The 20,241-nt window shown below is 59.4% G+C and carries 23 protein-coding genes; 10 read left to right on the top strand and 13 right to left on the bottom strand.

From position 1 onward, the window contains the following. Positions 1 to 49 precede the first annotated feature (49 nt). Positions 50 to 1,009 (bottom strand): sugar ABC transporter substrate-binding protein, encoded by a 960-nt coding sequence (locus AO388_RS13840; protein ID WP_003366993.1) that lies wholly within the window; start codon positions 1,007 to 1,009, stop codon positions 50 to 52. Positions 1,010 to 1,202: 193 nt separating this feature from the next. After that, a complete protein-coding gene (locus AO388_RS13835) occupies positions 1,203 to 1,427 on the bottom strand; it encodes a YgdI/YgdR family lipoprotein (RefSeq protein ID WP_003433005.1) in 225 nt (74 codons plus the stop codon). Between the two features lie 139 nt (positions 1,428 to 1,566). Here AO388_RS13835 and AO388_RS13830 point away from each other — a divergent pair, with 139 nt between their 5' ends. The 3 genes from AO388_RS13830 (at position 1,567) to AO388_RS29370 (ending at position 2,983) form a co-directional block, all read left to right on the top strand. Next, the gene (locus AO388_RS13830) at positions 1,567 to 1,818 is read left to right on the top strand and encodes a DUF1654 domain-containing protein (protein WP_003366989.1); all 252 of its coding nucleotides are present in this window, start codon (positions 1,567 to 1,569) and stop codon (positions 1,816 to 1,818) included. Between the two features lie 4 nt (positions 1,819 to 1,822). After that, on the top strand, positions 1,823 to 2,524 hold the full coding sequence (locus tag AO388_RS13825; protein ID WP_003433007.1) for an endonuclease: 702 nt from the start codon (positions 1,823 to 1,825) through the stop codon (positions 2,522 to 2,524). Positions 2,525 to 2,746: 222 nt separating this feature from the next. Next, the gene (locus AO388_RS29370; protein WP_003366986.1) at positions 2,747 to 2,983 is read left to right on the top strand and encodes a DUF6555 family protein; all 237 of its coding nucleotides are present in this window, start codon (positions 2,747 to 2,749) and stop codon (positions 2,981 to 2,983) included. A gap of 74 nt (positions 2,984 to 3,057) precedes the next feature. Here AO388_RS29370 and map read toward each other — a convergent pair whose 3' ends face one another. The 4 genes from map to AO388_RS13800 form a co-directional block, all read right to left on the bottom strand. Continuing rightward, on the bottom strand, positions 3,058 to 3,849 hold the full coding sequence (map, locus tag AO388_RS13815) for a type I methionyl aminopeptidase (RefSeq protein WP_003433008.1): 792 nt from the start codon (positions 3,847 to 3,849) through the stop codon (positions 3,058 to 3,060). Continuing rightward, entirely contained in the window at positions 3,846 to 4,103 is a 258-nt protein-coding gene (locus AO388_RS13810; RefSeq protein ID WP_003366981.1) for a ParD-like family protein, read from the bottom strand. Before AO388_RS13810 ends, map begins: the two co-directional genes overlap by 4 nt. Before the next feature lie 87 nt (positions 4,104 to 4,190). Beyond that, positions 4,191 to 4,388 (bottom strand): hypothetical protein, encoded by a 198-nt coding sequence (locus AO388_RS13805; protein WP_003366979.1) that lies wholly within the window; start codon positions 4,386 to 4,388, stop codon positions 4,191 to 4,193. A 102-nt stretch (positions 4,389 to 4,490) separates the two neighbouring features. Next, positions 4,491 to 5,522, bottom strand: a complete 1,032-nt coding sequence (locus tag AO388_RS13800) for an Ldh family oxidoreductase (RefSeq protein WP_054081858.1) — start codon at positions 5,520 to 5,522, stop codon at positions 4,491 to 4,493. A 270-nt stretch (positions 5,523 to 5,792) separates the two neighbouring features. Here AO388_RS13800 and AO388_RS13795 point away from each other — a divergent pair, with 270 nt between their 5' ends. After that, entirely contained in the window at positions 5,793 to 6,821 is a 1,029-nt protein-coding gene (locus AO388_RS13795) for a FecR family protein (protein WP_003366973.1), read from the top strand. Positions 6,822 to 7,048: 227 nt separating this feature from the next. After that, on the top strand, positions 7,049 to 7,441 hold the full coding sequence (locus tag AO388_RS13790; protein WP_024663342.1) for a Fe2+/Zn2+ uptake regulation protein: 393 nt from the start codon (positions 7,049 to 7,051) through the stop codon (positions 7,439 to 7,441). 33 nt (positions 7,442 to 7,474) lie between these two features. Here the strand turns inward: AO388_RS13790 and AO388_RS13785 are convergent, their stop codons facing one another. After that, positions 7,475 to 7,663 carry a hypothetical protein gene (locus tag AO388_RS13785; protein ID WP_003366968.1) on the bottom strand — a complete coding sequence of 63 codons (189 nt, stop codon included), beginning with the start codon at positions 7,661 to 7,663 and terminating at the stop codon, positions 7,475 to 7,477. A 249-nt stretch (positions 7,664 to 7,912) separates the two neighbouring features. Between AO388_RS13785 and AO388_RS13780 the strand changes: the two genes are divergently transcribed. Next, positions 7,913 to 9,721, top strand: coding sequence for a monovalent cation:proton antiporter-2 (CPA2) family protein (locus AO388_RS13780; RefSeq protein WP_058397558.1), 1,809 nt, complete (start codon positions 7,913 to 7,915; stop codon positions 9,719 to 9,721). Between the two features lie 37 nt (positions 9,722 to 9,758). Here the strand turns inward: AO388_RS13780 and AO388_RS13775 are convergent, their stop codons facing one another. The 3 genes from AO388_RS13775 to moaB all read right to left on the bottom strand — a co-directional run bounded on the left by AO388_RS13775 (position 9,759) and on the right by moaB (position 12,532). After that, the gene (locus tag AO388_RS13775) at positions 9,759 to 10,685 is read right to left on the bottom strand and encodes a glycosyltransferase (protein ID WP_003366963.1); all 927 of its coding nucleotides are present in this window, start codon (positions 10,683 to 10,685) and stop codon (positions 9,759 to 9,761) included. A gap of 89 nt (positions 10,686 to 10,774) precedes the next feature. After that, entirely contained in the window at positions 10,775 to 11,986 is a 1,212-nt protein-coding gene (locus AO388_RS13770) for a molybdopterin molybdotransferase MoeA (RefSeq protein WP_058416611.1), read from the bottom strand. A gap of 6 nt (positions 11,987 to 11,992) precedes the next feature. Next, positions 11,993 to 12,532, bottom strand: a complete 540-nt coding sequence (gene moaB, locus AO388_RS13765) for a molybdenum cofactor biosynthesis protein B (protein WP_002553131.1) — start codon at positions 12,530 to 12,532, stop codon at positions 11,993 to 11,995. Between the two features lie 75 nt (positions 12,533 to 12,607). Between moaB and mobA the strand changes: the two genes are divergently transcribed. Further along, positions 12,608 to 13,213 (top strand): molybdenum cofactor guanylyltransferase MobA, encoded by a 606-nt coding sequence (mobA, locus tag AO388_RS13760; RefSeq protein ID WP_024663339.1) that lies wholly within the window; start codon positions 12,608 to 12,610, stop codon positions 13,211 to 13,213. A gap of 96 nt (positions 13,214 to 13,309) precedes the next feature. Then, positions 13,310 to 13,534: a YgdI/YgdR family lipoprotein gene (locus tag AO388_RS13755; RefSeq protein WP_002553129.1), complete on the top strand. Its 225-nt coding sequence runs from the start codon at positions 13,310 to 13,312 to the stop codon at positions 13,532 to 13,534. Positions 13,535 to 13,611: 77 nt separating this feature from the next. Here the strand turns inward: AO388_RS13755 and AO388_RS13750 are convergent, their stop codons facing one another. Continuing rightward, positions 13,612 to 14,502 (bottom strand): pseudouridine synthase, encoded by an 891-nt coding sequence (locus AO388_RS13750; protein WP_058416610.1) that lies wholly within the window; start codon positions 14,500 to 14,502, stop codon positions 13,612 to 13,614. 185 nt (positions 14,503 to 14,687) lie between these two features. On the opposite strand from AO388_RS13750, the gene AO388_RS13745 reads away from it, so the two are divergent. Beyond that, positions 14,688 to 15,542: a shikimate dehydrogenase gene (locus AO388_RS13745; RefSeq protein WP_058416609.1), complete on the top strand. Its 855-nt coding sequence runs from the start codon at positions 14,688 to 14,690 to the stop codon at positions 15,540 to 15,542. 3 nt (positions 15,543 to 15,545) lie between these two features. On the opposite strand, the gene AO388_RS13740 is transcribed toward AO388_RS13745, so the two are convergent. Then, positions 15,546 to 16,202, bottom strand: a complete 657-nt coding sequence (locus AO388_RS13740; protein WP_058416608.1) for a TetR/AcrR family transcriptional regulator — start codon at positions 16,200 to 16,202, stop codon at positions 15,546 to 15,548. A 107-nt stretch (positions 16,203 to 16,309) separates the two neighbouring features. Then, complete coding sequence (gene quiC, locus AO388_RS13735) at positions 16,310 to 18,217, bottom strand: 3-dehydroshikimate dehydratase QuiC (protein WP_003433018.1); 1,908 nt, start codon at positions 18,215 to 18,217, stop codon at positions 16,310 to 16,312. Between the two features lie 543 nt (positions 18,218 to 18,760). Here quiC and AO388_RS13730 point away from each other — a divergent pair. Next, the gene (locus AO388_RS13730; protein WP_003433019.1) at positions 18,761 to 20,089 is read left to right on the top strand and encodes an MFS transporter; all 1,329 of its coding nucleotides are present in this window, start codon (positions 18,761 to 18,763) and stop codon (positions 20,087 to 20,089) included. Positions 20,090 to 20,241: the final 152 nt, after the last annotated feature.

The following is a 20,241-nucleotide window of genomic DNA, read 5'->3' as shown; positions in this document are numbered from 1 at the left end:
TTCTCCCAGCGCCCGTCCTCTGCGGACGGGCACCTTTACACGGCGTGGATCAAGGTTGAGTAACGAGTTGCACCGGCGTTTCGATCACGCCCTTGTCGTTAGTGTCGACCTTCTCGCCTTTGACGAGCTTGAGGGCAGCTTCGATGCCGAAGACCGCCTGCCTGGCTGCGTACTGATCGGCCGTGGCCAGAACCCGTCCATCCTTGAGCATCGGCTTGATCGCATTGATGTTGTCGTAGCCCACGACCATGACCTTGCCAGCCTTGCCTGCCGCACGCACTGCAGAGACGGCGCCCAGCGCCATGCTGTCATTACCGGCCAGCAAGGCTTTCAGGTTCGGGTATTCGTTGAGCATCGCCGAGGCCACAGCGTTGCCCTTGTCGATTTCCCAGTTACCGGACTGCGTGGACACCACTTTCATTTTCGCTTCGTCCATGGCGTCCTTGAAACCGGCGGTGCGTTGCTGAGCATTATTGGTGGTCGACACACCTTCAATGATGCCCACCTCGTCGCCAGCGGTCAGTTTCTTGGCCAGATAATCGCCCACCAGCTTGGCACCCTTGCGGTTGTCAGGCCCTACGAACGGGATTTGCAGGTTCTTGCTTTTGAGCACGTCGACATCGAGTTGGTTGTCAATGTTGACGACCTTGATTCCGGCATCGGTGGCTTTCTTGAGCACCGGTACCAGCGCCTTGGAGTCGGCTGGTGCGATCACCAGCGCATTCACGTTGGAGGCGATCATCTGTTCGACAATGCGGATTTGCGCGGACGTGTCGGACTCATCCTTGATCCCGTTGGAGATCAGGTCGAATTCGGTGGCATGTTCTTTCTGGTAGGCCTTGGCACCGTCTTCCATGGTCAGGAAGAACTCGTTGGCCAGCGATTTCATGACCAGTGCGACCTTGGGTTTTTCAGGCGTCTGGGCATAGACGGTAGAGAGGGGCATGACTGCCGTGACGGCAGCAAACATGGCGACAGCGAGAAGGCGTCCAGCGAATGGCAGCTTCATGAGTTCATCTCCGATCTTGTGATTATTGTTCGGGCGAACGGCGCAGGATCGATGCCGGGCATCGACGCGCAAACGTTTGCGAGGAGCGAACTATGGAAAAAGCTGCAACCTTTGTCAATCCACCTGAAATTAAATCTTACCGAGCTGCCCGCCCCCGCTAGCGCGGGGAACGGGCGTCACGATCAGTCGGGTCTCACTCTTCAGGTTTGACCGTCGCTACATCATCAGCCTTGATCCGGACGGTCTTGCCGGAGATATCCTCGAACTCGTAGAAACCGTCGCGTGTCTTGGTCTTGGGCATGTCTTTGGTCACGTACTGAGTACCGTTTTGCAGCGTGACGACCGAGGGCGTGGAACAGCCTGCCAGCAGCACAACTGCCGAGGCCAGTAACGGAAATGCCAGTGACTTGATATTCATGCGTGACTCCGGAAACGTCAGGGTGTTTTTTCAAGGCAATAGTGTGCCACTTCGAGCGCTTTATCTTACATAGATGTTGCGAAAGATCCGACACTGAAATACTGTATGCCCGTACAGCAATATTCAGGGACCTTTTTCCGTGGCAAAACAAAGCGCAGCGACACCTTCCATTCCCGGCCCTTACGAGCGTATGGGCATGCGGGTACAGAAGATCATCAACTCGCCCACCGCACAGAAATCCAGGGCTGCCCTGCTCTTTCGTCAGCCAGACGAGGCAGAGGACGACTGGGCGCAACTCCTTGAAGAAATAGCCGAGAACGACAATGTCACCCTCGCCTGGCGCGACGACGGTGGCGTGCAAATATTCTGGACGTTGCCGAAGGAAGACTGACGGCATGACGTTTCGATTTCCCACACTGCTTTGCACCACCCTGCTCATCACCGCCTCATTCGCCGCCCAGGCACAAGCCCCGCGTACCTTCAGCGAAGCCAAGAAAGTTGCCTGGGGCTTGTATGCACCGCAGTCGACCGAGTTTTACTGCGGCTGCAAATACACCGGCAATCGGGTCGACCTCGCGGGCTGCGGCTATGTCCCGCGCAAGAGCGCCAAACGGGCCAGTCGTATCGAATGGGAGCACATTGTGCCTGCCTGGCAGATCGGCCACTTGCGCCAATGCTGGCAGAACGGCGGGCGCAAGAACTGCACACGAGCTGACCCGATTTACAAACGCGCCGAGGCAGACCTGCACAATCTGGTACCCAGCATCGGCGAGGTCAACGGTGACCGCAGCAACTTCAGTTTTGGCTGGATACCCGAGCAAAAGGGCCAGTACGGTTCATGCCTGACACAGGTGGATTTCAAGGCCAAAAAGGTCATGCCTCGCCCCTCGATACGCGGCATGATCGCGCGCACCTACTTCTACATGAGCAAACAGTACAATCTGCGCCTCTCGCGCCAGGACCAGCAGCTCTATCAGGCCTGGGATAAAACCTATCCGCCCCAGGCATGGGAGCGCCAGCGTAACCAGCAGGTCGCCTGTGTCATGGGACGTGGTAATGATTTTGTAGGCCCGGTAGACCTGAAGTCGTGTAAATAACGAAGCTTGATCAAAGGCCGAGCCCTCAAACGGATGAGTGCTCGGCCATTGATTAACGCGCTTGAGTGAATCCAAAACCACTTATCGGACATCTCTTAACTCAATCCATGAACGCTACGATTTTCGGTCTACTCTCTGGAATCAAAGGCGTGATCGGGAGGCCCCCTTTCGTGTATATGCCCAAAACAGTCAGGCTGATTATCACGTTAGCAGGCAGGGAAGATGAATCATCAAACGGAATTTGAAATTCACTATCAATTCAATGGCCAACCTCACTGCTTTCTGCATCAGGCAACGCAACTGTGCCAGAGCGACGCCTTGCACTGTGCGACCCTGCATGCAGGTGTCGGGACCGTGAGCGGCAATATATCCGCAGGCCCGATAGGCGTCGCAACCTTGCAGGCAAAGCGTTTTGGCGTGACGCAGGTGCATTGGAGAAGGGCTTCGCTGCAAGCCTGAAACATCGTCCTGTTCAACACAACAATGGCCTTCGAGAAGGCCGTTGTTCCTATGCATTGCCAGACACTTGCGGATCAAATGGCAGGGTAAGCGCCTGTGCCATCAGGCCACGGCGTCAGCAGCTCGAAACCGGTCGAGGTGACGGCAACCATATGCTCCCACTGCGCAGACAGTGAAAGGTCGCTGGTCAGAACCGTCCAGCCATCCGGCAGCGTCCGGGTGCCCGCCCTGCCCGCATTGATCATCGGTTCAATGGTGAACACCATGCCCGGCTTGAGCCTGAGGCCTTTGCCCTGCGCACCATAGTGCAAAACCTGCGGCTCTTCATGGTACTTGCGCCCAATGCCGTGTCCGCAATATTCACGCACTACGCTAAAGCCTTCGCGATGAGCGACGCTCTGGATGGCGTAACCGATATCACCCAGGGTTGCACCCGGACGCACAGCATGAATACCGGCGCGGGTTGCCTCATAGGTCGTCTCGACCAGACGCCTGGCCAGGGGGCTGACCTCACCCACCAGGTACATACGGCTGGTATCGCCATACCAGCCGTCCTTGATGACCGCGACATCGATATTGACGATATCGCCTTCCTTGAGGATATCGGTGGCAGAAGGTATGCCATGGCACACCACGGCGTTCGGAGAGATGCAGGTGGTCTTGGTAAAACCGTGATAGCCCACATTCGCAGGAATCACTTTCAGCTCTTTGACGATGTATTCGTTGCAGATGTCGTCAAGCGCTTCGGTGCTGACGCCCGCCTTGACGTAAGGCGTGATCATCGCAAGTACATCGGCAGCCAGTCTGCCGGCTATGCGCAGTTGCACGAGGTCCTGTTCGGTCTTGAGACCGATAGCGCTGCTCATGAGACCGCCTTGGAAAGGCTGGAAGCTGAAAGCTCCGAGACGTTGAAGTTCGAAGCGGTCAGCACGGTCTCACCGGCATTTTCGAGACGGATCAGCATCTGGCAGATCTCGCTGTAATCCAGCGTCGGGTGCAGTTCAGCGAGCATACCGACACGCATCCAGTGCTCGGCCTGCGCATTGATCGAGCGGCTGAGCGCAACGCTGGCAGAGCGCAGATTGGCGTGCATGTTTTCGGAAATTTTTACCAGACCCATGATTCACCTCAAGTTGAATATATGAAGCATATACGCTACGTATACTCACAATCAACCCGAGACGTGCCGTGGCTGTGATCAGCCACCTTATTCCATCGAGCCAGCCTGGCGGTATTCGCCGCCCGCGCGGGCAGCCGCGATGACTATCGACACCTCTGGCTCGTAGGCATTGAACTGGCGCAGTGCGGCCGCCAACTGGAGAAAATCCTCACGCTGCATTTCGTTGGCTGCAGAGAGCATGCGATGTTGTTGAGCAACCGGGCTTTGCGCTGACTTAAGGGACATGACAGACCTCATTCGTTCTTTACTGTTCATGCATACAGTATTTTGAACTGCGCGCCGATACAAGACCGGTCGCGACGAATGGTCGGTGAATGTGTAAATGGCTCAATGCCCCGCCAGGGTCTGCAGGCGATCCAGATCAGCCTGGGCGATGCTGATACCGTGCGCCATTGATCGAGCGCGCTCGCTGTAGCGTCGATCCCCCGGCAGACGCTCCTGCCCGGACCCATGCAGTTGCCGCACCAGTTCCTCACTGCGCTGTGCAAACGACTGACCGCTGCCCTTGTCAGGATCGATGACGATCAGCAACTGGCCGGTCCAGGGCGTCTGCGCACCGGGATGCTTCGACCAGTCGAATTCGAACGAGAAATTGCCCCCTGTCAGCCCTGCGGCCAGCAGCTCGACCATCATCGACAATGCCGAACCCTTGTGCCCGCCGAACGGCAACAACGCGCCACCCTCGAGAATGGCGCGCGGCTCTTCAGTGGGCTGGCCGGCGCGATCGACACCCATGCCCGCTGGTAACAGCCGACCTTCACGTGCGGCGATCTGTACATCACCGTGGGCGATGGCGCTGGTCGCCAGGTCGAAAACAATAGGCTCTCCGCCTGCACGGGGCGCGGCGAAGGCAATCGGGTTGGTGCCGAACAGAGGCTGACGCGCACCATGCGGCACAACGCAGGTCATGCTGTTGACCATGCTCAGGGCAACCAGCCCCTGTTCGGCGAAAGGCTCGACATCCGGCCATAACGCAGCGAAGTGATGAGAGTTGCGGATGGCCAGAACGGCAATTCCGGCATTGCGTGCCTTGTCGATCAACAAGGCTCTGGCCGCCGCCAGTGCAGGCTGGGCAAAGCCGCCCCGGGCGTCGACCCGGACAAACGCAGCGCCGACATCCTCGACCACCGGCACAGCCTTGCCGTTCACCCAACCGCTGGTCAGCGATGAGAGATAGCCGGGAATACGAAAGATGCCATGGCTATGCGAGCCGTCGCGCTGGGCGCTGGCGCAGTTCTCGGCCAGCACGTCGGCAACCTCCGTGCAGGTGCCGTGGGCAAGGAAGATCCGGCGCAACAGATCTTTCAGTTGCTCAAAGGAAACGGTCCGGGTCGACTGATTGGCAGGGTTGGCGCGCATCTGAAACTCCTGTTCATGGCGGTAGATCGAGAACGCTAGCGAGAACGACAAGGCGAAGACAGGTTCCGAGAGTAGCGCCGAGGACTCTGCAAAGACACTCCCCGGGCACTAACTTCATGGCGGCGGGCAGACTGCGACGGATAGTTTTCAATGAGAGCAGCTTGCATTCACCAGAAAATACGCAGCACCTTGATAGGCAATAGCCGGCAAATGTTCTCTCTCCCTGAAATCAAAGGGTAGAATGCGCCGAAGGTATAGGCCGGAGCGCCCATGAGCGACCCTCTTTTCAGCAACGCAGAACACGACGCGATCACCGATGCCGCTGCGCATTGGTGCATGCGCCTGCATGCAGAAGACTGTACCGCTGCCGAACGAAAAGCATTCGAGCAATGGCTGAAGGCCCACCCCCTGCATGCGGTCGAATACAACGCCATGCTGGAAGTCTGGGATATCACCGGGCAAATCGAACCGCTTAACCCGGCACCTGTGCGCCAAGCCCAGGCTGACCGGCCCGGTCAGGTTCGGCCTCGTCGCGGTCGCCGCTGGGCAAAACTGGCCGCAGCCGCAGCGGTCGTTGCCCTGGCGCTACCGATTGCCGGGTACGTCGGCTGGCATCAAGGCTGGCTGCCTGATACCTACGAAACTTACAACGCCGATACCACCACACGCCTGGTCATGCTGGAAGACGGCAGCCGCGCCGAGCTGAACCTGGGTACCGAGTTGACCTATGCCAATTACCGGGATCGACGCAGCGTCACGCTGAAAAAGGGCGAGGCGTTCTTTGAGGTCAGCCACGACAACACCCACCCCTTTGTTGTCGACGCCGGCTCAGGCAGCATCACGGTCACCGGCACACGTTTCAATGTATGGATGTACCAGGATCAGGTACGCGTGACGCTGGTCGAGGGGTCGGTTCAGGTCACCAGTGATCGTGCACATCCTTCCTCGAACCACCCTCTCGCCCCCGGCATGCAGGCCAGCTACAAGGCGGGCGACGATGCTCCACTGATCAGTCAGACCGAAGCACGCGATACCAGCCTGGCGTGGCGCAATGGCAAGCTGATCTTCAATGATCTGCCGCTCAGCCAGGCACTGCCGCTGATCAATCGCTACCTGCAAACACCTATCCTGCTGGCGGACAGCGCAACCGGTGCCATGCGTCTGGGCGGCAGTTACAACACCCATGACCTGTCGAGCCTGCTGACTTCTCTGCCCAAGGTGCTGCCGGTTTACGTGACGCAGAATCAGAACGGCAATCCGGTGCTCAATCGCCGCACCTCCGACACACCGAAAGGCTGATCGCACTCGCAGTCTTGCCGATGCGCAGCGACTTCGACTGCGCCCACCGTCGGAACAATCTCCTCTCGCGACCGACGATTGTTCATCTAACCTCAAGCGCACAACGCTGCAGCGAGCCTGTACACGTTGAGCCGCATATTTTTTTCCGCTGATAACTGAGGTTTTGCCGAGCTCGTTCGTCTTAGTAATCGAGAGTGTTTAAAAAAAGCCTGAAAAGGAGTTTACGGATGTTCAATCGCCAAGGAATCACGACTCGCACCCTGCTGCGGCAAACCGCACTGGCTGCGCAGGCACAGTCGCCCGCTCTGGAGGCCGAGCGCCCCGGAAACGAGCACATCCGGATGCTCCTGAAAAGCTTTGGCCTGCGCACCAGCCTGGTCAGGCTCAAGGTGCTCGATGCGCTGCTGGTCTCGAGCGAGGAAGGCCATCCCCTGGGAGTGCGCGGCGTACACAGCCAGTTGCTCAGGCTCGATGTGCCGCTATCGTTTCTGAGCGTGCGCGAGGTGCTCAAGCGTCTGTGCGACGAGGGCGTGATCCACCTCAACGACGACAAGACCTACAGTCTGCACCCTCGCGCCCGGGAATGGCTGGGAGACGTCGGCAAGGACAGCGCCCAGTAAGCACAGCCCCCTTGCCGCATCGACCATCAGCGCTTAGCGCTTGACCTTGCGACGCATGATGCCGTTGAGGATCACTACCAGCACCGCCACGCTGATAGCGATGTACTGAAAGGTCTTTTCGGTGATGGCACCGGTGTTTTGCAGATGCGACAAGCCCAGCATGATCGCCAGAACGCCGAGGGCGATCAGAATCGAGTAAATCAAACGCTGCTTGTTGGTCATAACGGCTTCCTGAATGCTCATGAGCGGGCAACTGACGCTGCCTGTTTGCGCGCTTATCTTACGCCGATGAGCGACGGATGGCATCGTCACCCTCTGTCTCGCCTCACTCTCCTGCGCGCCCTCTCCTGCACGTTCTATTAACGACGTTGATTATCGTCATGCCGCGATGCGCGTTGCCGTGTAAAACTCCCATGCTTTAATACCGCCCCTGCTTCAACAGTGTGTTCAATCATTACCAAGGAGTTTCACATGCCCCATGAAGGCAGCCTGCTGCAGGTCGCAGTAGTGTTTCTACTCGCCGCCGTGCTGACTGTGCCGTTGGCCAAGCGGCTGAAGCTGGGCGCGGTGATCGGCTATCTGTTCGCCGGCGTGATCATTGGCCCTTCGGTATTGGGTCTGATCGGCGATACCGAGAGCGTCAGCCATATTTCCGAACTTGGCGTAGTACTGCTGCTGTTCATCATTGGCCTGGAGCTTTCGCCCAAACGTTTATGGGTGATGCGCAAATCCGTGTTTGGCGTCGGCATGGCGCAGGTGCTACTCACCGGCCTGATCATCGGCGGGGTCGCCTTCGCTGCCTTCGGCCAGTCGCTGAACACTGCGGTCATTCTGGGCCTCGGCCTTGCCCTGTCGTCCACGGCCTTTGGCCTGCAGAGCCTGGCGGAGCGCAAACAACTGAACAGCCCGCACGGCAGGATGGCGTTCGCCATTCTGCTGTTTCAGGACATCGCGGCGATCCCGCTGATTGCGATGGTGCCATTCCTGGCCGGGGCCGATCACGCGATGGACACCGGCGAAAGCATCAACCACGGCCTGCGCGTGCTGGGCAGCATTGCCATTGTGGTGATTGGCGGACGCTATTTGCTGCGTCCGGTGTTTCGTATCGTCGCCAAGACCAAAATCCAGGAAGTCTCGACCGCCACGGCCTTGCTGGTGGTGATAGGCACGGCGTGGCTGATGGAACTGGTGGGGGTGTCCATGGCGCTGGGCGCGTTTCTCGCTGGCCTGTTGCTGGCCGACTCCGAGTACCGTCACGAACTGGAAGCACAGATTGAACCGTTCAAGGGATTGCTGCTGGGGCTGTTCTTTATCAGCGTCGGCATGGGCGCCAACGTCGGCCTGTTGCTCAGCTCGCCGCTGATCGTGCTGGGCCTGACGCTGCTGCTGATCGCAATCAAGCTGCCGATGCTGTTCCTGATCGGTCGCACCCTTGGCGAACTCAACAACCGCAGCGCGTTGCAGTTGGGCCTGGTACTGGCCGCAGGCGGCGAGTTTGCCTTCGTGGTGTTCAAGATCGGCAGCGCTCAGGGGCTGTTCGAGGCCGGGCTGTACGACATGCTGGTGCTGACCATCACCTTGTCGATGGCGATCACGCCGTTGCTGTTCATTGCCCTGGCGCGCTGGATCAAACCCAGGATCAAGCCTGTCGAGGTGCCGGACGAGTACCGCGATATCCAGACCGACAAACCACGGGTGGTCATTGCCGGCATGGGCCGTATGGGGCAGATCGTCGCGCGTATCCTGCGCGCGCAGAAGATTCCTTTCATCGCTTTGGACACCGCCGTAGAGTCCATCGAGTTCTCACGCAGCTTCGGCAATGTCCCGGTCTTCTATGGCGACCCGCTGCGCCCGGAAATATTGCGTGCCGCCAAGGTCGATGAGGCCGAATTCTTTGTCATCGCGACCGATGATCCGGACACCAACATCAAGACTGCCGAGCTGATTCGCAAACTGTATCCGCACATGAAGATCATTGCTCGCGCACGTAACCGCCAGCATGTTCATCGGTTGATGGACCTGGGGGCACACGCGGTTCGCGAAACGTTCTACTCAAGCCTGGAAATGAGTCGCCAGACCCTCATGGGCCTGGGCCTCAGCGAAACACAGGCCGACGCACGCATCAGTCGCTTCAAGCGTCACGACGAACAGGTGCTGGCCGCTCAGCATGAGGTGTATGACGACGACGCCAAGGTGCTGCAGACCGCCCGCGAAGCCAGGGCCGACCTCGCGCAACTGTTCGAGGCAGACCGTCTGGACGAAGAAGCCGCAAAAAGCTGACCTGCCCATACGCCGCAGGCCTGGTCTGCGGCGCAACTCAGGCGTAAGGGCTGTCCCAGTAGCGCGCGTACATGCCGAGCTTCTTCTTCACGCCGCGCGGCAAGCGCTTTTCCTGTCGGCTCAGCTTGTAGGCCAGCAGCTTCAGCGCATTGCGCACGAACGACACAGGCCACCAGAGGATTCGCCGGGGACCGAGGAATTTCAGCTCGGACTTGACGTAACGCATGCCCTCGCCGCCAATGCCGCCAAAGGTTTCGTAGATCCACGCCTCGCGGGCCTGGAACACGCCGATATCAAAGTAACGGCGAAACTCTTCGCGCAGGCTGTAATTATGGGAATGACGGCATACAGCCGAGCCTTCGTAAGCCGCTTTCCAGCCATCGATAAGCATTTTCGCGGTGACGTACATGTCCTCCGAAAGGATCACATGCTGCGGAAAACCGCCGATGGCCCGCAACGCTTCGCCTCGATAGGCCGCAAACGAGTTGGACATGAATGGCGTCTTGATACCCAGCGTACCGGCGTCGGCGAGCGTCTTGATCTGCGAGGTCGGCGGGTAATTGAACAGCCGCGCATGCTGGGCCAGCAGGTTGGCGTCCTTGTGCGGCAACTGTCGCCCGCATACCGCACCGACCTTCGAGTCGGCGAACGGCAGCAGAATGTTGGCGATGGCATTGATGTCTTCAACGTACGCATCCTGGGTCATGAAGACATACACATCATAGTCAGGATGCAGATCGACCATCATCTGCCGGGTACCGCCGTGGTTGAAATCCTTGCTGTCGATGCGCAGCACATTGGCACATCGGGCTTGCGCCAGCTCCAGCGTGCCATCCGAGGAACTGGAGTCCACGATCAGCGTATCGAAGCTGGCAGTCTGCGCAGCCAGTGAATCCAGCAGACGTTCCAGATCCTTGCGTCCGTTGTAGGTCGGGATCACACAAGCCACTCTCAATGGCGCCATAACAATACTCCAGGGCGAAGTCCGGTTGCCCACTGTGTCAGCGTTGTTGAGCGTAGCTCATGCGTACCCGCCCCACCATTCGAATGCACTCAGCCCAGCACTTCACTCAACGGGATGAAGTTGACCCAGTCGCCTTCGGCAACGGTCGAGCCTTCGCGCACTTCAATCAGACCATCGGCCCACGCAGCGCTGCGCAGGACTCCCGAACTCTGATTGCGATACGCCACCGCCCGGCCCTGCTCCAGACGGCCGCGCAGGTACTCGCGACGATTGCCAGGACGCGTCCAGACAAACCCGGCCGGCACCGGAAACTGCAAGGGAGCGACGTCGATCACGCCCTGGCGACGCAGCAGGTAAGCCCTAGCCAGCAAGGCGAAGGTAACCAGCGTAGAGGCTGGATTGCCAGGCAGACCGATCACCGGCACACCCCGAAAATGCCCGAAGGTCAGCGGCTTGCCAGGCTTGATGGCCAGCTTCCAGAGCGTCAGCTCGCCCTCCTCACGCAATGCGTGGCCGAGGAAATCAGCTTCGCCCACGGACACTCCGCCCGTGGAGAGAATCAGATCGACACCCTGCAGATTCGCCAGCGCAGCACGCGTCTTTTCCAGATCGTCCGGCAGGATGCCGGCATCCACGACCTCGCATTGAAGCCGCTTCAGCCAGCTGCACAGCAACACCCGGTTGCTGTTATAGATCTGCCCCGGCCCCAACGGCTGACCGGGCTCAATCAACTCATCGCCCGTAGACAGCACCGCGACCCGCACGCGGCGAATGACCTCCAGCTCGGCGAGGCCCAGCGAGGCCGCCAGACCCAGTTCGATCGGACCCAGACGCGTGCCGGCGGCCAGCACAGTATCTCCGACCCGGGTTTCCTGGCCTTGCGGACGAATATTCTGCCCGGCGCCCAGCGGTTCGTTGAACCGCACACGCTGATCCGCCAGCACCTCAGCGTTTTCCTGCATCTCGACGCAGTCAGCGCCTTCGGGCATCGGCGCGCCAGTGAAGATACGCGCGCAGGTGCCAGGGGCCAGAGGCTCGGGGGCCTGACCGGCGAAGATACGCTGACTGACCGTCAACGGCTCGCCGTGCCAGTCCGCCGCGCGCAAGGCATAACCGTCCATGGCGCTGTTCGGCCAGGGCGGCAGATCCAGCGTGGAGACCAGATCCACTGCCAGTACGCGGCCTTCGGCATCGGCCAGCGAGACGCATTGGCGCTCGGTGATCGGCGTGGCTTCGGCCATTTTCAACAGACGCGCAATGGCGTCTTCAACAGGCAGCAGGGTTTTCGGCTCGTTGCTCATGAGCACTCAACCACGAGTCGCACAGGGCTCGGCCTGCTTGAGGTGAGGCACAAAGTTGCAGGGACGGAAACGCGAGTCCAGCTGCTGGGCAAGAATGCCGTCCCATGCCGTGCGCACCGCATTGGTGGACCCTGGCAGGCAGCAGACCAGCGTGCCATTGGACAGGCCGGCCAGCGCGCGGGACTGAATGGTGGACGTGCCGATATCCGGCACCGAGATCTGCCGGAACAGCTCGCCAAAACCATCGACTTGCTTGTCCAGCAGGCAGGCTACGGCTTCAGGTGTGCTGTCGCGGCCGGTAAAGCCGGTGCCACCGGTGATCAGCACGACCTGCACCTGATCGTCGGCAATCCAGGTCGCTACCTGAGCGCGGATCTTGTACAGGTCATCCTTGAGCAGCACGCGCTCGATCAAACCATGGCCTGCGTCGGTCAGGCGGTCGACAAACATCTGCCCCGAGGTATCGGTTTCACGGGTGCGGGTATCGCTGACGGTCAGTACGGCGATATTAAGGGGTACGAAAGGTGTGTCAGCCTTGGCTTTCATGGCCTCATCCAGTTGTTAAGAAAACAGGCGGGTGTTATATCACAGCCCTCCTTTTGACTGCCCGACGAGTGTTCGATGAATGTTCCTGCCCCACTGCCGCCCTGCTCGATTCTGCTGCTGGCCGGAGGCCGGGGACAGCGCATGGGCGGGCGCGACAAGGGCCTGATCGAATGGCAGGGCACCCCGCTTATCGAACATCTGCATCGTCTGACCCGGCCGCTGACCGACGATCTGATCATTTCCTGCAATCGCAATATCGATCGCTATGCGCGTTACGCCGATAGACTGGTGCAGGACGACGATACCGATTTCAACGGCCCTCTGGCCGGAATTCGCGCCGCACTGCCCCTGGCGCGGCATCGATGGTTGCTGATCCTGCCCTGCGACGCACCTTTGGTCGATGAAGCGTTGCTGCACGCATTGCGTGAAAAAGCCTCTGAATACCCGGAGCGACCGATAATGGTGCGTGAAGGTCAGCATTGGCAGCCGCTTTTAGGTATGATCCCTGTCGCTCACGCCGCAACGCTGGAAGCCGCATGGCAGGCCGGCGAACGCAGTCCGAGACGGGCTCTGGAACCGCTGCAGCCAGTCGCTCTGCAACTGGAAGCCGGTGATCCACGCCTGGCCAACCTGAACACTCCCTGTCTGTTGACCGGGATCAGTGAAAACCGCAACAAGTGACTGGTCATTGAAGTTGCTGCGGGTGTATACGGAACTTGCTGACGGTGTATCCGTCTGAGAGTTCAGCAAATCAAGAATCCATCTGGAGACACAGTAATGAAACAACGGACCCTCCCCGCTGCCTTCCTGCTTGCACTGAGCATTGCCTCCCTCGCCGGCTGCGCATCGCCCACTGTGATCACCTTGAACGATGGTCGTGAAATTCAGGCTGTCGACACGCCGAAGTACGATGAAGAATCCGGCTTCTACGAGTTCAAGCAACTCGACGGCAAGCAGACCCGCATCAACAAGGATCAGGTACGTACCGTCAAGGATCTGTGATCCGGATGTCGCGTTACTGATTTGAAAAAACCCGCCGAGTGCGGGTTTTTTTTGCCTGTCATTTCACTGCCCGTGTACTACCAGTCGAGCTGCAACAGGCTCTCGAAGTGGCGCGGCTCGCCATTGATGGGATCGATGAAGCGCAAGCTGCTGGCCAGCAGCTTCAAGGGATGCCGATAGTCGTCCACCGGGTCTTTCACCACGTCCGGGTAAAAAGGGTCGTTGCAGATGGCAGCGCCCAGCGCAGCCATGTGCACGCGCAACTGATGCTTTTTGCCGGTCACCGGATAAAGCCCGTAACGCCACAATTTATCCTGCCGTTCGAGCACCTCGATCTGCGTACGGGTGTTGCTCGCGCCGACGCCTTCCTGCATGCGAAAGAACGGTTCACCCTCGACCAGACGACTCTCGTGCAGACGCGGAAATATCAGTCCCGGCAGCGCTGGTGCAATGGCCTGGTAAAACTTGTCGATGCGCCGGGTGGGAAACAATGCCTGATAAGCCGAGCGCGTCTGCCGGTTGGCGGAAAACAGCACCAGCCCTGCGGTGTGCCGGTCGATGCGGTGCAGCGGCACCAGATCAGGATTGCCCAGGCGATGGATCAAGCGCCGCAGCAAGGTTTGCTCGACATACTCGCCTGCGGGTGTCACCGGTAGGAAGTGCGGCTTGTCAGCCACCACCAGATGCTCGTCGGCGTAGAGGATCGTTTCAACCACAGGGATCGGCGTTTCGTTGGCAACCTCACGAAAGTAGTGAACCCGCAGCCCTTCCCGATACGCCAGATCAGGCGCGATGGCCTTGCCGTTTTCGTCCAGCACCCGGCCGCGGGCAAACCGATCCAGCCATTGTTCGCGGCTGATGGCCGGGAATTTCGCGCACAGGCAATCGAGCACCGTGGCCCACGAGCCCGGTGGCAGATACAACGTACTGGCTTGCTGCTGTGCGGCGTTGAAGACGGACTCGGACATGCGGGAACTCGGACTCGTGTAAGCCTGAAGCGGCTGGCGGTGGATTATCACTGATTAGTGCGATCACCGCACAACATCGCTGCGTGGTAATCGACTCCTGCCTGCGGCACTATTAACCATCTGGTACATTCCGTTTAACACCTGCCGCCAATCGGGCAGTGACACAAAAACAAGAGACGTATTTTATGACTCATGCTGAAAAACCCTCCATCCTCGCCGGCCTCATCGGCTCGGGCATCCAGGCCTCGCGAACGCCCGCCATGCATGAGCATGAAGGCGATGCGCAAGGCATGCGCTACCTGTATCGGCTGATCGACATCGATGCCCTGCAAGTGGACATACACGCCCTGCCCCGGCTTCTGGAAGGCGCCCAACAGTGCGGCTTCACTGGCCTGAATATCACCTTCCCCTGCAAGCAGGCGGTCATCCCGTTACTGGATGAGCTGTCCGATGAAGCGCGCGGTATCGGCGCGGTGAATACGGTGGTGTTCAAGGACGGCAAGCGCATCGGTCACAATACCGACTGCCTGGGATTCGCCGAAGGTTTCCAGCGCGGCCTGGACAAGGCACCACGCCAACAGGTGGTGCAGATGGGTGCAGGCGGCGCGGGCGCTGCCGTGGCTCATGCGCTGCTGAGCGCGGGCGTCGAGCGCCTCAGCGTGTTCGAAGTCGAGCCGCAACGCGCCCAAGGGCTGGTGGACAACCTCAACCAGCACTTCGGTGCCGGGCGCGCTCAGGTGGGCATCGACCTGCCTGCGGCGATGGCCGAAGCCGACGGACTGGTCAATACCACGCCGGTCGGCATGACCAAACTGCCAGGCACGCCGTTGCCGGTCGGGTTGCTGCGGCCCGAGCTGTGGGTGGCGGAAATCATTTACTTTCCGCTGGAAACCGAGCTGCTCAAGCATGCCCGCGCATTGGGCTGCCGAACGCTGGATGGCAGTACCATGGCGGTGTTTCAGGCAGTCAAGGCCTTTGAACTGTTCAGTGGCCAGTCCGCCGATGCAGAGCGGATGATGGCGCACTTCCACACGTTGTAAACATCAGCGTTTGAGATAACGCAACACAGCGTCGCAGATCATTGCCTTGTGACGCTGTTTGACCTCCTCGCTCCACAACTCGATCTGAAAGATCTCGCTGAAGGTATGGCGATTGGAGACCCGGTAGAAGCAGAACGAGCTGATCATCAGGTGCAGGTCCACCGGATGAACACCGTCACGAAACAGGCCGCTGGCTTCGCCACGACGCAGGATGCCGTCGAGCGCCCTGATGATGTTCTGGCTCTTGGCCTGAATCGATTCGGACTGTTTGACGTTCTCGCCGTTATGGATGTTTTCGATGCACACGATACGGACGAAATCGACATTGCTGTCGTGGTGATCGAAGGTGAACTCGACCACACGATGAATCGCTTCCACCGGCTCGAGTTCGGACAGATTGAGCTGGCTCTCGGTGTTGCGAATCGCGCCGTAGAGTTTTTCCATCACTTCGACGTACAGTTGCTCTTTGCTGCCGAAGTAGTAATAGATCATCCGTTTCGAGGTTTTGGTGCGTTCGGCAATGGCATCGACGCGCGCCCCCGACAGGCCATGGGCGACAAACTCGGCAACGGCGGCCTGCAGTATGTCTTCGCGGGTCTTTTCCGGATTGTTCTTGCGCCCTTTCGACGCAACGGCAACGGAGTCGTCAGTTGTTTTCATTGTTGGCTCATGACCACGAGTGATGCGCGGAGTATGAAGCCGACCGGCAACCGAGGGAAGCTGCGAGGGCATCGAACCCTCGCAGCAGCCCTGCAATCGGATTCGCCTTACAGACGCGCCTGACGTGCTGCCACATTGCGCGCCTTGGCCATCGCAGCCAGACGCACCGGGACGTTGGCAGCACCGTACCCTACGTAGCCGTTCTTGCGCTGCAGGATTTCGAAAAAGAAGCGCCCGTCGAACGCATCGGTGTAGACGTGGAACAACTCGCCACCCTGCGCATCGCGGTCATAGAGCACGTTGTAGTACGCCAGTTCGCTGAGAAATTCCTCGTCGAAATCGAAACGCGCCGCCAGGTCATCATAGTAATTGAGCGGGATGTCCAGCAGCGGCACGCCCGCTTCCTTGGCACGGCTCACTTCGGCGAAGATGTCTTCACATGAGAACGCGATGTGGTGCACGCCCGAGCCACGATAGCTCGACAGCGCATGGGAAATGGCCGTATTGCGATTCTCGGAAATATTCAGCGGCAGGCGCACGGTGCTGCAACGGCTGCGCAGTGCACGGCTCTTGACCAGACCGTAGGGGTCGGGCAAAACCACTTCGTCGTCAGCCTCGAAGTCCAGAATGCTTTTGTAGAACAGCACCCAGCTGTCCAGGCTGTCGGCCGGCAGCGCCATGGCCATGTGGTCGATACGCTGCAACCCGCCCTTGGCGACTGCTTGCGGATCGACGACAAAATCGCTGTCGTAAATCGATTCTCCCGGTGCGGCGTTGTCTACCAGATAAATCAGGCTGCCGTCGGGCGCACGGACCGAAGGAATCTCCCGTTCGTTGGGGCCGACCAGGCCACGATAGGGCTGGCCCTTGAAGGCACGCGCACGCTCCAGCGACTGATGACCGTCGTCGACACGCAAGGCGGTCGCGCACAACGAAGGGCCGTGCGCCTCGAAGAAGCTGTGGGCGAAGGAATAGGGTTCGGCATTGAGCACAATCCTGATATCGCCCTGCCCCAGCAGACTGACCGCCTTGGAGCGATGCTGACCCAGCTTGGCAAAGCCCAGCCGTTGCAGCCAGCCCGACAGGCGAGCGCCATGGCTCTCGTCAACGGCAAACTCGAGAAACTCGACGCCATTGTAGGTACTGGCAGCGGGTGGATTGAAGAGGATTTCGGGAGCGGCGGCCGGCTCGTCACGCGCCATCAGCTGGCGGGTTTTCTCTTCCAGATAGAGCAGCGAACGCAGACCGTCCGCGGCATTGGCGCGTGTCGGCGCTGCACGGAAGCCATCGTTGAACACTTCCAGCGACAACGGCCCGGTGTAGCCACTGCGCAGGATCGGCGCGAGGAAGCCGGCCAGATCGAATTCACCCTGGCCCGGGAAGCAGCGGAAATGACGGCTCCACTCCAGTACATCCATCGCCAGAAGCGGCGCGTCGGCCATCTGCACGAAGAAGATCTTGTCGCCCGGGATCTGCGCGATGGCGCTCGGATCGCCCTTCAGCGACAGGGTATGGAAACTGTCGAGCAGCACGCCAAGCGCCGGGTGGTCAACCTGACGCACCAGGTTCCAGACCTGTTGCCAGGTGTTCACGTGCTTGCCCCAGGCCAGCGCTTCATAACCGACGCGCAGGTTACGGGCGCCGGCGCGCTCGGCGAGCAGGCCCAGATCATCGAGCAGAATGTTTTCGTCGCCCACCGAATCGGCAGACGCATTGCTGCAGACCAGCACCAGATCGGTGCCCAGTTCCTGCATCAGATCGAATTTGCGTTCGGCACGGTCGATATTGCGCTGCAGACGGTCACGGCGGCAGCCTTCGAAATCGCGGAACGGCTGGAACAGGGTGATGGCGATGCCCAGGTCGGCACACATCTGCCTGATATTTCGTGGGCTGCCGTCGTAGTACAACAAGTCGTTTTCGAAAATCTCGACGCCGTCAAAGCCGGCTGCGGCGATGGCTTCGAGCTTTTCGGGCAGAGTACCGCTCAAGGATACGGTAGCAATTGAACGCTGCATGCTTTTCAGCTCCTGGATGAACGCGACCTGCTTGGGTCGCGACTGGACAGCACCGCATTCCTGGCCTTTCCCGGCCTTATTCAGAGGTGCGAGTAAAGTATTTGCCTGTGAAAATACTACAGCAACATAAAGTGTACGAACCGGTTAGTTTTACGTTCGATTATCGAACAAAAGCCGTTTTACTCAATTGACGCTGTATCTCGCAATGCTCAACATCAGTATCACATTGCAGGATAGACCCGCAGTCCAACATTTTTGATCGTCGCTTCATCAGCAGCAACCCATAACAATTCAAAAAACAGGAACATTGCTCATGTGCACCCTTCTCGCTTTGCTCGCCCGCTCGCCCATCCGTCTTACCAGACGTCCTGTTCGACGAACCCGCCCGGCCAAAAGCCCGGCCTGGGTACACGTCGCCTGAAACATTCCAACACACTTACGCGGCCCAACCTGTAAATTGTCGGCCCGACGGATCGTTTCTAGTGGACTTCTCAGTCCGACTGTTGCCAGCAGCACAGTCCTGGAACGGATGGTTAGAACATCATGCTTAACACCCAGACCAACCCTGTCGCCCAGGCCGCCCGTGCCGGGATGGGCGAAAAGATCCGCGGCGCACTCGCCGTGGGCAAGACTCGCTGGGGCATGCTCGCCCTGGTGTTCTTCGCCACTACGCTGAACTACATCGACCGGGCCGCGCTCGGCGTCATGCAGCCCATCCTCGCCAAGGAAATGAGCTGGACGGCGATGGACTACGCCAACATCAACTTCTGGTTTCAGGTCGGCTACGCGGTCGGCTTCGTGCTGCAGGGTCGCTTCATCGACAAGGTCGGCGTCAAGCGCGCGTTCTTCCTCGCGGTGCTGCTGTGGAGCCTGGCGACCGGCGCACACGGCCTTGCCACTTCCGCCGTCGGCTTCATGGTCTGCCGCTTCATTCTGGGCCTGACCGAAGCCGCCAACTACCCGGCCTGTGTGAAGACCACGCGGCTGTGGTTCCCTGCCGGTGAGCGTGCGGTGGCCACCGGTATCTTCAACGCCGGCACCAACGTCGGCGCCATGCTGACCCCTGCCCTGTTGCCGGTGATCCTGACTGTCTGGGGCTGGCAGGCCGCCTTCGTGGCAATGGGTTCGCTGGGGCTGCTCTGGGTCATCACCTGGCGCTTGAAGTATTACAACCCTGAAGATCACCCGACCGTCAGCAAGACCGAACTGGATTACATCAATCAGGAAGTAGAACCGGCGCCGGTCAAGGTGCCGTTCACCGGCATTTTGAAGATGCGTGGCACATGGGCGTTCGCGCTGGCGTATGCGATTACTGCTCCGGTTTTCTGGTTCTACCTGTACTGGCTGCCGCCGTTCCTCAATCAGCAATACAACCTGGGGATCAGCGTGACGCAGATGGGCATCCCGCTGATTCTGATCTGGCTGACGGCTGACTTCGGCAGTGTGGGTGGCGGCATTCTGTCGTCCTGGCTGATTGGTCGTGGCATGCGTGCGACGACTGCGCGCCTGTTGTCGATGCTGATCTTTGCCATCACGATCTGCAGCGTGGTGTTCGCTGCCAATGCCAGCGGGCTATGGGTGGCGGTACTGGCCATCTCGCTTGCCGTGGGTGCGCATCAGGCCTGGACGGCGAATATCTGGAGCCTGGTGATGGACTACACGCCCAAGCACATGATGAGTACCGTGTTCGGCTTCGGCGGCATGTGTGCGGCCATTGGCGGTATGTTCATGACGCAGATCGTGGGTGCGGTGTTGACCGCCACCAATAACAACTACAACGTGTTGTTCACCATGATCCCGGCGATGTACTTCATCGCGTTGATCTGGCTGTACTTCATGGCGCCTCGCAAGGTTCCGACGCTCAGCGAGTGATCGTCTGACACCATCAAAAAGGCCCGGCTCACTCAGTGACCGGGCCTTTTTGCTATTGTGCCCACGCTTTGCGCAGAGTGACGAAAAGTGCTCTCCCGAACGCCTCTCGTTCTTCACGCTCCGCGTGGGAATGCAGTTCTTGACGCTCCGCG

This window comes from Pseudomonas sp. ICMP 10191 (assembly GCF_001467335.1).
Classification (GTDB): Bacteria; Pseudomonadota; Gammaproteobacteria; order Pseudomonadales; family Pseudomonadaceae; genus Aquipseudomonas; species Aquipseudomonas cerasi.
This window is presented reverse-complemented; position numbering and strand designations above follow the sequence as displayed.